This is a genomic window from Microbacterium sp. NPDC058342, from assembly GCF_042723935.1.
In the GTDB taxonomy this organism is placed as follows: domain Bacteria; phylum Actinomycetota; class Actinomycetes; order Actinomycetales; family Microbacteriaceae; genus Microbacterium.
This window is the reverse complement of sequence record NZ_JBHXID010000001.1, coordinates 1,861,810-1,875,065: the sequence shown is the minus strand read 5'-3', so window position 1 is coordinate 1,875,065 and position 13,256 is coordinate 1,861,810. Positions and strand designations below refer to the sequence as shown.

General features: G+C 68.2%; 11 protein-coding genes. 7 read left to right on the top strand and 4 right to left on the bottom strand.

Features of this window, described 5'->3' with window-relative positions:
- Positions 1-26 precede the first annotated feature (26 nt).
- The 4 genes from ACFWHT_RS08750 to ACFWHT_RS08735 form a co-directional block, all read right to left on the bottom strand.
- Positions 27-1,736 carry an ABC transporter family substrate-binding protein gene (locus ACFWHT_RS08750; RefSeq protein WP_378827402.1) on the bottom strand — a complete coding sequence of 570 codons (1,710 nt, stop codon included), beginning with the start codon at positions 1,734-1,736 and terminating at the stop codon, positions 27-29.
- Positions 1,737-1,879: 143 nt separating this feature from the next.
- Entirely contained in the window at positions 1,880-3,823 is a 1,944-nt protein-coding gene (locus ACFWHT_RS08745; protein WP_378827400.1) for a dipeptide ABC transporter ATP-binding protein, read from the bottom strand.
- Entirely contained in the window at positions 3,820-4,752 is a 933-nt protein-coding gene (locus ACFWHT_RS08740) for an ABC transporter permease (RefSeq protein ID WP_378827398.1), read from the bottom strand. Before ACFWHT_RS08740 ends, ACFWHT_RS08745 begins: the two co-directional genes overlap by 4 nt.
- 3 nt (positions 4,753-4,755) lie before the next feature.
- Positions 4,756-5,739: an ABC transporter permease gene (locus ACFWHT_RS08735; RefSeq protein ID WP_378827395.1), complete on the bottom strand. Its 984-nt coding sequence runs from the start codon at positions 5,737-5,739 to the stop codon at positions 4,756-4,758.
- A 258-nt stretch (positions 5,740-5,997) separates the two neighbouring features.
- On the opposite strand from ACFWHT_RS08735, the gene lepA reads away from it, so the two are divergent.
- The 7 genes from lepA (at position 5,998) to ACFWHT_RS08700 (ending at position 13,238) form a co-directional block, all read left to right on the top strand.
- Positions 5,998-7,848: a translation elongation factor 4 gene (gene lepA / locus ACFWHT_RS08730; protein WP_378827393.1), complete on the top strand. Its 1,851-nt coding sequence runs from the start codon at positions 5,998-6,000 to the stop codon at positions 7,846-7,848.
- Between the two features lie 72 nt (positions 7,849-7,920).
- Positions 7,921-8,571: a DUF1990 family protein gene (locus ACFWHT_RS08725; protein ID WP_378827391.1), complete on the top strand. Its 651-nt coding sequence runs from the start codon at positions 7,921-7,923 to the stop codon at positions 8,569-8,571.
- Positions 8,571-9,791, top strand: coding sequence for a radical SAM family heme chaperone HemW (gene hemW / locus ACFWHT_RS08720; protein WP_378827389.1), 1,221 nt, complete (start codon positions 8,571-8,573; stop codon positions 9,789-9,791). Before ACFWHT_RS08725 ends, hemW begins: the two co-directional genes overlap by 1 nt.
- A 121-nt stretch (positions 9,792-9,912) precedes the next feature.
- Positions 9,913-10,956, top strand: coding sequence for a heat-inducible transcriptional repressor HrcA (gene hrcA / locus ACFWHT_RS08715; protein ID WP_378827386.1), 1,044 nt, complete (start codon positions 9,913-9,915; stop codon positions 10,954-10,956).
- A 42-nt stretch (positions 10,957-10,998) separates the two neighbouring features.
- Positions 10,999-12,105, top strand: a complete 1,107-nt coding sequence (gene dnaJ, locus ACFWHT_RS08710) for a molecular chaperone DnaJ (RefSeq protein ID WP_378827384.1) — start codon at positions 10,999-11,001, stop codon at positions 12,103-12,105.
- A gap of 17 nt (positions 12,106-12,122) precedes the next feature.
- Positions 12,123-12,851, top strand: a complete 729-nt coding sequence (locus tag ACFWHT_RS08705; RefSeq protein WP_378827382.1) for a 16S rRNA (uracil(1498)-N(3))-methyltransferase — start codon at positions 12,123-12,125, stop codon at positions 12,849-12,851.
- Between the two features lie 39 nt (positions 12,852-12,890).
- Positions 12,891-13,238 (top strand): HIT domain-containing protein, encoded by a 348-nt coding sequence (locus ACFWHT_RS08700; RefSeq protein WP_378827380.1) that lies wholly within the window; start codon positions 12,891-12,893, stop codon positions 13,236-13,238.
- Positions 13,239-13,256: the final 18 nt, after the last annotated feature.

Below are 13,256 nucleotides of genomic sequence, written 5' to 3'. Positions count from 1 at the left end.
CCGAAGCTCAGGGACTCAGCTGGGGATCACTTCTCCCAGCCGACGTTCTCCACCGGCTGGACGCCGAACCCGTCGAGGCCCACGTAGGGCTCGGGGGTCAGGTTCGCGAGCCCGTCCTTGACGGCCGAGATGGTCGGACCGTTGTAGAGCGGGATCAGGCCCCAGCCCTGCAGCAGCTCCGGCTCGAGCTCCATGGCGGCGGCGATCTGCTTGTCGCCGTCGGTGATCTTCTCGACCTCGTGGATCTTCGCGTCGGTCTCCGCCGTCGGGACGCCCGACAGGTTCAGGCCCTGGTCGACGCCGTAGAGCTGGAAGAAGTCACCCACGCCGTACGGGTCGGACGACGTGAAGCGCAGGCTCACGATGTCCCAGTTCTTCGAGTTGTAGTCCTCGGCGAACTTGTTCGAGGGGCGGACATCGATCTTGACCTCGATGCCGATCTCCTTCTCGGACTTCTGGATCGACTGCGCGAGCGCGGCCTGCGTCGGGTCGTCGCTGAAGATCGGGTAGGTGACCGAGAGCTTCACGCCGTCCTTCTCGCGGATGCCGTCGGCGCCCTTCTCCCAGCCGGCGTCGTCGAGGAGCTTGTTCGCGTCGTCCTGGTCGAACTTCCAGCCCGCCTTCTCGAGCGAGTTGCTGTAGCCCGGCTGGAAGGGATACATCACGAAGGAGCCTGCGTCGGCCTCCTCGTAGTCCAGCCCGTTCCACGCGATCTGCTTCTGCTGGTCGATGTTGATCGCCTTGAAGAACGCCTCACGGACGTTCACATCCTCGAACTGCGGCTTCTCGGCGTCGACCTGCATGAGCGTGTTCGCGGTCTGCGTGGCGCGGTGGATCGTGACACCGTCCATGTCCCCGACCTGAGCGAGGCGGTCCTTCGTGTTCGTGCCGACCTGGTCGATCTGGCCGTTCTTGAACGCGTTGATGGAGGCCTGCGCGTCCATGCCCTGGAAGGTCACCTTGTCGAGGAGCGGCTTCTCGCCCCACCACTCGGGGTTCGGCTTGAAGGAGACGAAGTCCTTGTTCGCGTCGAACGTGTCGATCGTGTACGGGCCTGCACCCCACTCGGCGTGCGGGTCGTCGATGAACGCCGTGTTGAACAGCTCAGGCGTGTTGACCTTCGGGTGCAGCAGGATCGTGAAGCCCTTCGCGATCCAGGGGTACTCCCCGTCGTAGGTGACGATGGCGGTCTTGGCGGTCTCGCCCATCTCGACGGACTTGACCTCCTTGTAGCCGCTGGTCGCGTTCGGGACGAAGCCGTCCTTGTCGGAGCGGTTGGCCTTCCACGTGGCGTCGATGGCGGTCCAGTCCATGTCGGTGCCGTCGTTCCAGTGGGCGTCCTTGTTGAAGGTGAACGTGATGACGGTGTTGCCGTCCTTGTTCTCCACGTTCCACTCGTCGAGGTAGGCGTCGTTCTTGTACGGCGTTCCGTCGTCCTTGAACAGGATGAGCTGCGGCATGTACCACGCCGCCACTCGCGTCGTGTCTGCGCTGCCGTCGCCGTTGAACTGGTTCAGCTGCTCGGGGATCTCGTTGATCGGGAAGTTGACCGTGCCGCCTTCCTTGAGGTTCTCACGAGGCTGCGGGTTGTAGTCCGCGAAGTTGGTGGTCGGCTTGTCGCCACCGTTGTCGCCCCCATCACCGTTGTCGCCGGTGTTGGAAGCGCACCCGCTCAGAGCGAGTGCGAAAGCGCCGGTGAGTGCCAGCGCTCCCATCAGCTTGTGATGCTGCTTCATGGTGCTCCTTTCGCCTTTCGGCGTGTCATAAGGGGAGATTAGTTCGCATCGCCGTGCGGGGACGCGTGCGGGAGTGAATCCCGGCTAACTGTTATCGGACGGTGATCCGTCGTCCGCCGTGCGGTCCACGGCAGTCCGGGACGTCAGGCCGAGGCCGGCCTGGTGCTCATCGTCGCGGCGTCGAACACCACGCGCTGACGCGTGCGCTCGACGTCGGGATCGGGCACGGGAATGGCCGACAGCAGCGCCTGCGTGTACGGGTGCTTCGGATTGTCGAACACCTCGTCGACGTCGCCGTGCTCCACGAACTCGCCGAGATACATGACCGCGACGCGGTCCGCGATGTGGCGGATGACGGAGAGGTCGTGCGCCACGAACAGGTAGGACAGGCCCAGCTTGACTTTGAGTTCGTCGAGCAGGTTGATCACCCCCGCCTGGATCGAGACGTCCAGCGCGGAGACCGGTTCGTCGAGCACGACGATCTTCGGATTGGTCGAGAGCGCGCGCGCGATGCCGATGCGCTGGCGCTGCCCGCCGGAGAACGCTCCGGGGAAGCGGTCGCGGTGGGCCGGATTGAGGCCGACCAGGTCCATCAGCTCCTGCACGCGGGCTTGCACCTCGTCCTTGCGCATGCCGATGGCCCGCATCGGCTCGGCGATGATGTCCGTCACCGTCATCCGCGGGTCGAGCGCGCCCATCGGATCCTGGAAGACGATCTGGATGTCGCGGCGCAGGGTCCGCTCGAGCTTGCGATCGTCGAGTCCGTTGACGCTAGTGCCGGCGATGATGATGTCGCCGTCCTCCTGCTTCTCGAAATCCATGATCTGCAGCAGCGTCGTGGTCTTGCCGGAGCCCGACTCGCCCACGATCGCCATCGTCTCGCCCTCGCGCACATCGAAGCTGATGCCCTTGACCGCCTGCACCTCGCCGACCTTGCGCTTGAAGAGCGACCCCTTCATGAGCGGGAAGGTCTTGACCATGTTGCGGACCTCGAGCGTGACGGGACGCTCCTCGCGCGGCGTGCGGGTCAGGTCGCTGGCCGGAATCTCGGGCACCGGGTACACCGGCAGGCCCCCGATGCGCCCGGCGGAGTCGATCTCGTCGGCGCGGATGCAGGCGGCCAGGTGCGCCCGGTCGCCGGAGTCGGCGATCGGCGCCAGGTCGGGCTCCCGCTTGACGCACGCATCGATGGCGATGGGGCAGCGCGAAGCGAACGGGCACGCGTCCGGCAGATCGATCAGAAGCGGCGGGTTGCCCTTGATCGGGATCAGGGGTTCCTTCTCGGCCTTGTCGACCCGCGGGATGGCACCGAGCAGACCGATCGAATAGGGCATCCGGGTGTTGTGGAACAGCTCGTGCGCCGCCGCGTGCTCCACCGGCTTGCCGGCGTACATCACCATCACGTCGTCCGCTGTGCGGGCGACCACGCCCATGTCGTGGGTGATCATGATCACCGCGGCGCCGGTCTCGGTCTGCGCCTTCTCGATGAGATCCAGGATCTGGGCCTGGATGGTCACGTCCAGCGCGGTCGTCGGCTCATCGCAGATGATCAGACGCGGGTTGTTCGCCATCGCGATGGCGATCACGACCCGCTGGCGCATCCCGCCGGAGAACTCGTGCGGGAACGACTTCATCCGCTTCTCGGGGTCGGTGATGCCCACGACGCGGAGCAGTTCGAGCGAACGCTCCCACGCCTCGGCCTTGGAGAGACCGCGGTGCACCGTGAGCGCCTCGACGAGCTGGTCCCCGATCGTGAACACGGGCGTCAGCGAGGTCAGGGGGTCCTGGAAGACCATGGCCATGCCGTTGCCGCGGATCATCGACATCTGCTTGTCGGACTTGCCCAGCAGCTCCTGGCCCTCGAACTGGATCGAGCCGGTGACCTTGGCGTTCTCGTCGAGCAGACCCATGATGGCGAGCGACGTCACGGACTTGCCGGACCCGGACTCGCCGACGATGCCGAGGGTCTTGCCCGCGTCAAGGTCGAAGTTGACGCCGCGGACGGCGTCCACACGGCCGGCTTCCGAGGCGAAGCTGACCTTGAGGTCGCGGACGGACAGGACGGTCTTTGCGATGGGAGTGCTCATGCGCGGCCTCCAGCCGCCGAGGTGGGATCGAGGGCGTCGCGCAGGCCGTCGGCGATCAGCGCCATGGAGACGGTCAGCAGGGTCAGTGCCAGTGCGGGGAACGCGAAGAGCCACCATGCGCTGGTGACGCTCGCCGCTCCCGTGCCGATCAGCGAACCGAGCGAGATGTCGGGCAGCTTCACGCCGAAGCCGATGAAGGACAACCCGGTCTCGGTCATGACGGCGCTCACGACGCCGAGGGTGAAGTTGATCACCAGCAGCGAGCCGATGTTCGGCACCAGGTGCCGCAGCACGATGCGCATGCCGGGAACGCCCATGTAGCGGGCGGCGTCGACGTACTCGCGCTCTCGCAGCGACAGCGCGAGCGTCCAGATCACGCGGGCCGGGAAGAACCAGCTGACGAAGATCATCGCCAGTGAGATCACGCGCCAGTCGCCGCCCGCCCCGTTGGAGATCAGGGCGAGGATGAGGAACGTCGGCACGACCATCAGGAAGTGGATGAGAAGCAGAATGCTCTGCTCGACACGCCCTCGGAAATAGGCGGCCGCGGCGCCGACGATCGCCGACAGGACGGTGACGCCGACCGAGACCACGATCGCGATCATCAGCGACCTCTGCAGACCCACCGCCGTCTGCGTCCAGGTGTCATGGCCGCCCACACTCGTGCCGAACCAGTGCTGGGCGGACGGACCGGTGCTGAGGTTCATGAAGTCCTGATCGTCGATCTTGTACGGCGACGTGAGCGGCACGATGATGGAGAACAGCACCATCAGGACGAAGATCACGATGCCCGCGACGGCGGGCCTGTTGCGCAGGAAGCGCCTGGTGTACAGCCGCCACTTGCTCAGCTGCTTGGCCGGGATGCGCTCAGCCGTCGTGTCCGGGCCGACCGGCGGCTGCATGGCGGGGTCGAAGGTCTCGGTGCTCATGATTCAGCTCACCCTCACTCGGGGGTCCAGGACGACGACCGCGATGTCGGCGAGCAGAGCGCCGATGGCGGTCAGGACGGCACCGAAGGCCGCGACGGCGACCACGCCGTGAATGTCGTTCCCGTTGATGGTGGTCAGGAAGTAGCGGCCCATGCCCTGCCAGGCGAAGATCGTCTCGGTCAGGATGCCGCCGGTGAAGATCGCGGGGATCGAGAAGGCGACCTGCGTGGCCACCGGGATCAGCGAGGTGCGCAGTGCGTGCCGGCGGATCGCCTGCTGCTTGGTCAGACCCTTGGCGCGTGCGGTGCGCACGTAGTCGGCGCTGATGTTGTCGAGCAGCAGCGTGCGCTGCAGGAAGTGGTACTGCGCGTAGCCGATGATCACCAGGGCGATGGTGGGCAGGATCAGATGCTGCAGCGCGTCTATGATCACCGGGAAGAAGCCGGTGACACCCTCACTGGAAGACCCGGTCACGTAGAAGACCCGGGTGCCGACCCAGTTGTTGAAGTTGATCGCGAGGAGCACGACGGCCAGGCCCGCGACGATGATGTTGACGTTCATCGTCACGATCGAGATGCCCTGCCAGATGCGGTCGCCCACCTTGTACTGACGCGAGGCGGTGTAGACGCCGACGGCGATGCCCAGCAGGGTCGCGATGATCGTCGCGCCGAGCACGAGCTCCGCGCTGACCCACATCCGGAAGCCCACCTGGTCGTTGACCGATCCGCCGGTCGGGCTCACGCCCCAGTCCCAGCGGAAGATGACGCCGGAGAACCAGTTCCACCAGCGCTCCAGCAGCGGCATGTTCTGGCTGAGGTTGCGCGGGCCCAGCAGGCCTTCGATCTGTTCGGGGCTGAGCGGGGGCTTCCGGCCGACGTAGTTGCTGCGCGGATCGAGGAACGCCCATGCCAGGAAGTAGGTGACATTGGTCGCGACCACGATCATCAGCAGCCAGCCGAGTGTCCGGCGCGCGAGATACTTGATCAAGGTGGTGATTCTTTCTCTTCTACAGCTCGCGCGGGATCTGCCGACGCAACGCTGGGTCGGGATGACATTCAAGCATCATCCGAGCGCAAGCGCACTTCGACAGCTCGGGCGGCTGTGACGGAGTCCTGCGCCCCGTGGCATCCGGTGTCAGACGCGGCAGGGCAACTTCGGGAGACTATCACCGGATCCGCCGAATGGGGGATTAGGGCCGCCTGAACGTACAATCGACGGAACCCCTCCGGCCGCACCAAGGACCACATGTCACCCCGCGCTCTCACCCCGCTCTCGCCCTCCGCGACCCCTGCCTCGCAGATCCGGAACTTCTGCATCATCGCCCACATCGATCACGGCAAGTCGACCCTCGCCGACCGCATGCTGCAGATCACCGGCGTGGTGGCGGAGCGCGACATGCGGGCACAGTATCTCGACCGCATGGACATCGAGCGCGAGCGCGGCATCACCATCAAGAGCCAGGCGGTGCGGATGCCCTGGCAGGCGCAGGACGAGACCTTCGCCCTCAACATGATCGACACCCCCGGTCACGTCGACTTCACCTACGAGGTGTCGCGCTCCCTGGCCGCGTGCGAGGGAGCGATCCTGCTCGTCGACGCCGCCCAGGGCATCGAGGCGCAGACGCTCGCCAATCTCTATCTGGCGCTCGAGAACGACCTGACGATCATCCCGGTGCTGAACAAGATCGACCTGCCGGCGGCAGACCCCGACAAGTTCGCGAAGGAGCTCGCCGATCTCATCGGCGGCAGGCCCGAGGACGTGCTGCGCGTGTCCGGCAAGACCGGGCTGGGAGTGGAGGACCTGCTCGACCGCATCGTGCAGGAGATCCCCGCCCCGGTCGGCGACGCGGAAGCCCCGGCCCGCGCGATGATCTTCGACTCGGTGTACGACGCGTACCGCGGCGTGGTCACGTACGTGCGCATGGTGGACGGCAAGCTCGAGCCGCGTGAGCGCATCCAGATGATGTCGACCAGGGCGACGCACGACCTGCTGGAGATCGGCGTCTCGAGCCCCGAGCCGATCCCGACCCAGGGGTTGGGCGTCGGCGAGGTGGGCTACCTCATCACCGGTGTGAAGGATGTGCGCCAGTCGAAGGTCGGCGACACGGTGACCACGAGCCGGGGAGGGGCGACCGAGGCCCTGGCGGGGTACACCGACCCCAAGCCGATGGTGTTCTCGGGCATCTACCCGATCGACGGCAGCGACTACGCCGAGCTGCGCGAGGCCCTCGACAAGCTCAAGCTGTCCGATGCGTCGCTGCAGTACGAGCCGGAGACATCGGTCGCGCTGGGGTTCGGATTCCGCTGCGGCTTCCTGGGCCTGCTGCACCTCGAGATCGTCACCGAGCGGCTCAGCCGCGAGTTCGGCCTCGACCTCATCACGACCGCGCCCAGCGTGATCTACGAGGTGACGACCGACACGGGTGAGACGGTGACGGTGACGAATCCGAGTGAGTACCCCGACGGGCGCGTCGCCTCGGTGGCGGAGCCGATGGTGAAGACCGCGATCCTGCTCCCCAAGGACTACGTGGGAACCGTGATGGAGCTGTGCCAGGCCCGCCGCGGATCGCTGCTGGGCATGGAGTACTTCTCCGAGGAGCGCGTCGAGCTGCGCTACCTCATGCCGCTCGGCGAGATCGTCTTCGACTTCTTCGATCACCTCAAGTCGAAGACCCAGGGCTACGCCAGCCTCGATTACGAGCCCGCGGGCCAGCAGGCGGCGGATCTGGTGAAGGTCGACGTCCTGCTGCAGGGCGACAAGGTCGACGCGTTCAGCGCGATCGTGCACCGCGACAAGGCCTACGCCTACGGCACCCTCATGACCGAGCGGCTGCGCAAGCTGATTCCCCGCCAGAACTTCGAAGTCCCGATCCAGGCGGCCATCGGCGCGCGGATCATCGCCCGCGAGACGATCCGCGCCCTCCGCAAGGACGTGCTCGCCAAGTGCTACGGCGGTGACATCAGCCGCAAGCGCAAGCTGCTCGAGAAGCAGAAGGAGGGCAAGAAGCGCATGAAGATGGTCGGCCGCGTCGAGGTGCCGCAGGAGGCCTTCATCGCCGCGCTCTCCGGCGACGTCGAGAGCAAGGACAAGAAGTAGCGGTCCTCGCCCCGAGCGCCCGATCGGCGAGCCGGTCGGTCGTCGCTCAGGCGGGTCACGTAGGGTTGGATCATGCGTCGCGGGACATTCCGAGAAGGCACGGTGGACTATGCCGCGGTCGGGGCGACGCACGCCCCCGATCTGATGCACTTCCCGCCCGAGCGGAGCACTCCCGCCGAGGACTCCTGGCGCATCGGCAGTGGTGAGGACCGCTTCCGCACGGCCGGCGACGCCCTGCTGTCGTGGACCGCGCAGCGCGCCGCCGGGCTGGAGCTCCACGACGTACGGCCGGCCTCGGGCGCGGCCTACACGGGTGTCAGCTTCGACGCCGAGGGTGCACCGATCGCCCCCAACCGCACCCAGGTCGAGCAGCGGTTCGACTCGGAGGGCACCCCGTTCGTCGCCCCGGGCATGACGCTGCGCCTGCGCGGCCGTGTCGGCGGGATGAGAGCGGATGCCGAGCTGCGTGTCATCTCCGTCACCGAGGAGCGTCGCCGCATCGGCTTCGTGCTGGGCACGGTGGGCGGCTCGGTGGTGAGCGGCGAGGAGTCCTTCGACGTCGAATGGCGTGAGGACACCGACGAGGTCTGGTTCACCGTGCGCGCGTTCGACGCGCCGGTTGCGCTGCTGTACCGGGTTCCCGGCATGGTGCGGCGTCGTCGCAGAGAGCTGTTCGCCCGGTACCTGCGTGCGATCTCACCGCTGTACACCACGCCGATCTGATGGGCGGCCCCCTGCCCCTCGGAGATCCGGCGCCCGCCGACGGCCGCTTCCCCGAAGGCCTGCCGGTCGATGCGTCGACGCCGTTCTCCGCCTACCTGCACGTGCCGTTCTGCCGCGTGCGCTGCGGGTACTGCGACTTCAACACCTACACGTCCACCGAGTTGCGCGGTGCCAGACAGGACGAGTACGCGGACACCCTCATCCGCGAGATCGAGCTGGCGCACGCCGTGCTCGACGACGCGGGCGCGGTGCGGCCGATGGACACGGTGTTCTTCGGCGGCGGCACCCCGACGTTGCTTCCACCCGGTGACCTCGCCCGGATGCTGCGCGCAGCATCCGGCTCCTTCGGGCTGCGCGACGGAGCCGAGGTGACGGTGGAGGCCAACCCCGATACCGTCACGCCCGACGTCGTCGGCACCCTCGTCGACGCGGGCGTCACCCGGCTCTCCATCGGCATGCAGTCGGCGGTGCCGCACGTGCTGGCCGCCCTCGACCGCACGCACCGCCCCGAGAACGTGAGCAGCGCAGTGCGCGCGGCACGCGACGCGGGGCTCGATGTGAGCGTCGACCTCATCTACGGCGCACCGGGGGAGTCCCTCGCCGACTGGCAGTGCTCGCTCGATGCGGCCCTGGAACTCGAGCCCGATCATCTCTCCGCGTACGCCCTGATCATCGAGGACGGCACCAAGCTGGCGAGACAGATCCGCCGGGGCGAGGTCCCCGCGCCGGACGACGATCTGCAGGCGGACATGTACGAGGCCGCCGACCGGCGCCTGAGCGAGGCCGGATACGCCTGGTACGAGGTCAGCAACTGGGCGCGGTCGGATGCCAACCGCTCCCGTCACAACCTCGCGTACTGGCGGGGGTCGGACTGGTGGGGCTTCGGGCCGGGCGCGCACAGCCACGTCGCCGGTCTTCGCTGGTGGAACGTCAAGCATCCCGCGGCGTACGCCCAGCGGCTTCACGCCGGCGAATCGCCGGCGGCCGGCCGGGAGCGGCCCGACGCGCAGGCGCGCAACCTCGAGAGGGTGCTGCTGCAGAGCCGGCTGTCGGAGGGTCTGCCGATCGAGCAGATCGCGGAGAGCCGCCGGGAGCGCGTGGCGGGCCTGATCTCCGACGGGCTCGTCGATCCCGCCGCCGCTCTGCGGGAGCGCCGCGTGCGCCTGACGCTGCGCGGTCGGCTCCTGGCGGATGCGGTCGTGCGCGCGCTCACCGACTGACGCCCCCTTCGCCGACGGTGCCGCTCCGTGCAGACGCGACCGGCGTCTCGCGCGCAGGCCCGTTCCAGCCCGGCGGGGTAGGATTGGCACTCGACAGGTCTGAGTGCCAGCGGGAGGGATCATGGTCACAGAACGAGGACTCGAGGTCCTTCGCGCGATCGTGCAGGACTATGTCGCCACGCACGAGCCCGTCGGCAGCAAGTCGATCGTCGAGAGGCATGCGTTCGGCGTGTCGGCTGCGACCATCCGCAACGACATGGCCCAGCTCGAGGACGAGGACCTCATCGTCGCCCCGCACACCTCGTCGGGACGTGTGCCCACCGACAAGGGCTACCGCGTCTTCGTGAACCACCTCGCACAGCTGCGCCCGCTGTCCACCGGCCAGCGCAGCGCGATCGAGTCGTTCCTCACCGATCCCGCCGATCTCGACGACCTCATGGCGCGCACCGTCCGGGTGCTCACCCAGCTGACGGGCCAGGTCGCGCTGGCCCAGTACCCTTCGTTCGCTCGCGCGAGCATCACGCACATCGAGCTCGTGGCCCTCGCGCCGAACCGGCTGCTCGTGGTGCTGGTCACCGACGCCGGCGGCGTCTCGCAGCGCATCGCGCCGCTGCCGATCGAGCTCGACGACTCCGACGTGGCCGTGCTGCGCGCCCAGCTCTCGGCCCTGATCACGGGACGGGCGGTGAGCGAGGCCTCCGACCGGATGCAGGCCGTCGGGCAGGTCGACCCCGGCTCACCGGCCGCGCGGCTGCAGCCGGCCGTGATCAGCCTGGCTGCCGTGATCAGCGAGGAGCTCGCCGAGTTCCGCCAGGAACGGCTGGTGATGGCCGGAGCTGCGACCCTGGCGCGCCGAGAGCAGGACTTCCGCGGCAGCATCCACCCGCTCCTGGAGGCCATCGAGGAGCAGGTGACCCTGCTGCGACTGATGAGCGAGATGGTCACCGACGAGCACGGTCTGGCGACCAGCATCGGCACCGAGAACGCGCCCTTCGGGCTCGGCGAGGCGTCGATCGTCGCCAGCAACTACGCCGCACCCGGCGGCACGGCGCGCGTGGGCGTGATGGGCCCGACGCGCATGGACTATCCGAGCAACCTCGCCGCCGCGAGGGCGGTGGCGCGCTATCTGTCGCGGATGCTCGAAGAAGACGGATCCGCTCGCTGACGCGGTCGGACGCACAACTCACGCACACGCAGAAAGGTGATCGTGGCGGACCACTACGAAGTCCTCGGGGTGTCCCGGGACGCCTCACAGGACGAGATCAAGAAGGCCTATCGAAGGCTCGCCAGGCAGCTGCACCCGGATGTGAACCCGGGCGAGGACGCCTCCGAGCGCTTCAAGCTCGTCACCCACGCCTACGACGTGCTCGGCGACGAGGAGTCGCGGCGTCGCTACGACATGGGCGGCGACGAGAACAGCGGATTCGGGGGATTCGGCGGGTTCGGCGACATCTTCGAGACCTTCTTCGGCGCCGCCGGCGGCGGACGCTCCGCCCGCCCGCGCTCTCGCCGGGAGCGCGGGGAGGATGCGCTCGTGCGCGTGGACCTCGATCTCGGTGACATCGTCTTCGGCGTGCACCGCGACATCGAGGTCGACACGGCTGTGCTGTGCGAGACCTGCCAGGGCAGCTGCTGTCAGCCGGGCACGTCGCCTGTCACGTGCGACGTGTGCGGGGGCACCGGCCACGTGCAGCGACAGGTGCGCAGCCTGCTCGGCAACGTCGTCACCACCCAGCCCTGCGGCAGCTGCGAGGGATTCGGGACGACCATCGCGTTCCCGTGCGGGGGCTGCGCCGGTCAGGGGCGGGTGCGCACGCGCCGCACCGTGTCGCTCGACATCCCGGCCGGCGTCGAGACCGGTCTGCGTCTGCAGCTTCCCGGCTCGGGTGCCGTGGGGCGCGCGGGCGGACCCCACGGCGACCTGTACGTCGAGGTCACGGTCGCCCCGCACCCGGTGTTCAGCCGCGAGGGCGACGACCTGCTGGCGACGCTCGAGGTGTCGATGACGGATGCCATCCTCGGTGCGACCACGACCATCGAGGGGCTCGACGGCGAGGTGGATCTGGAGCTGCGGCCCGGCGTGCAGTCTGGCGACGTGCTGACGATCGGAGGCCGTGGTGTCACGCCGCTGCGCGGGTCGCAGCGCGGTGATCTCCGTGTGGGCGTTCAGGTGATCACGCCGACCAGGCTCGACTCCGCACAGCGCAGGCTCATCGAGGACTTCGCCAAGAAGGCGAAGGGCCCCGCCCCGAAGCTCGCCCAGTTCCAGCAGGGACTGTTCTCGAAGCTGCGCGACCGCTTCCGCGGTCACTGATCACGATCGGAGCCGACATGGCGCTGCACTTCATCGTCCCGGACTGCGCCGATGCCGCGGTCGGCGATCTCGTCTCGCTCACCGGTGCCGAGGCCAAGCACGCCTCGGTCGTGCGCCGGGTGCGCGTCGGTGAGACGATCACGCTCGGAGACGGGCGCGGCGTGTGGCTGGAGGGCGCTGCCGAGGACGTGGCCGCGGCCCACGTGAGCGTGCGGATCACGTCGCGCACGGTGCACGAGACGCCCGAGGCGCGAATCCTGCTCGCACAGGCGCTGGCGAAGGGCGACCGTGACGAGCTCGCCGTCCAGGCCGCGTGCGAGCTCGGCATCGACGAGGTCATCCCGTGGCAGTCCGCGCGAAGCGTGTCGCGGTGGGAAGGAGCGAAGGCCGCGAAGGGCCGCGAGCGCTGGGCGAGCATCGTCCGCGAGGCCGCGAAGCAGGCGCATCGCGCGTGGATCCCCGACGTGACCGAGGTCGTGACGACGGCGCAGCTGGCGAGCCGCGCCGCGGAGGCTCGGATGCTCGTGCTCGACCCGTGGTCGCAGACCCGGCTCTCCGGCATCCGCCCGGACGGCCGCGACATCCTGCTCGTCGTCGGACCGGAGGGCGGCATCGCCCCGGACGAACTGGAGCGGCTGGAGGCGGCCGGGGCCGAGCGCGTGCGGCTGGGCGACACCGTGCTGCGCACCTCGACGGCCGGACCCGCGGCGATCGCGGTGCTCTCCGGTGCTCTCGGACGCTGGTGACCTGGGACGAGCGTCCCCGCCCTCGGTAGACTGGACGTCATGACCGAAGCCTCGATCTTCACGCGCATCCTGAACGGGGAGATCCCCGGTGACTTCGTCGCGAGGACCGATCGGGTCTTCGCGATCCGCGACATCAATCCGCAGGCCCCGCTGCACGTGCTGGTGATCCCCGTCACCGAGCAGTACCGCGACGTGACCGAGCTGGCCGCCGGCGACCCTGCGCTCATGGCCGAGATGGTCGCCATGGCCGAGCAGATCGCGACCGAGCACGCCGACGGCGAGTTCCGCCTGATCTTCAACAACGGCGCACGCGCCGGTCAATCGGTCTTCCACGTGCACGCGCACGTGCTCGCCGACCTCGAGGAGGACAGGCTCGTTGGCTTCTGACACGGCATCACCTTCGGA

Coding starts and splice junctions, on each gene's coding strand:
- ACFWHT_RS08700 (WP_378827380.1), top strand. CDS start 12,891: ATGACCGAAGCCTCGATCTTCACGCGCATCCTGAACGGGGAGATCCCC.
- ACFWHT_RS08740 (WP_378827398.1), bottom strand. CDS start 4,752: ATGAGCACCGAGACCTTCGACCCCGCCATGCAGCCGCCGGTCGGCCCG.
- hemW (WP_378827389.1), top strand. CDS start 8,571: ATGGGCGGCCCCCTGCCCCTCGGAGATCCGGCGCCCGCCGACGGCCGC.
- hrcA (WP_378827386.1), top strand. CDS start 9,913: ATGGTCACAGAACGAGGACTCGAGGTCCTTCGCGCGATCGTGCAGGAC.
- ACFWHT_RS08745 (WP_378827400.1), bottom strand. CDS start 3,823: ATGAGCACTCCCATCGCAAAGACCGTCCTGTCCGTCCGCGACCTCAAG.
- lepA (WP_378827393.1), top strand. CDS start 5,998: ATGTCACCCCGCGCTCTCACCCCGCTCTCGCCCTCCGCGACCCCTGCC.
- ACFWHT_RS08705 (WP_378827382.1), top strand. CDS start 12,123: ATGGCGCTGCACTTCATCGTCCCGGACTGCGCCGATGCCGCGGTCGGC.
- ACFWHT_RS08725 (WP_378827391.1), top strand. CDS start 7,921: ATGCGTCGCGGGACATTCCGAGAAGGCACGGTGGACTATGCCGCGGTC.
- ACFWHT_RS08750 (WP_378827402.1), bottom strand. CDS start 1,736: ATGAAGCAGCATCACAAGCTGATGGGAGCGCTGGCACTCACCGGCGCT.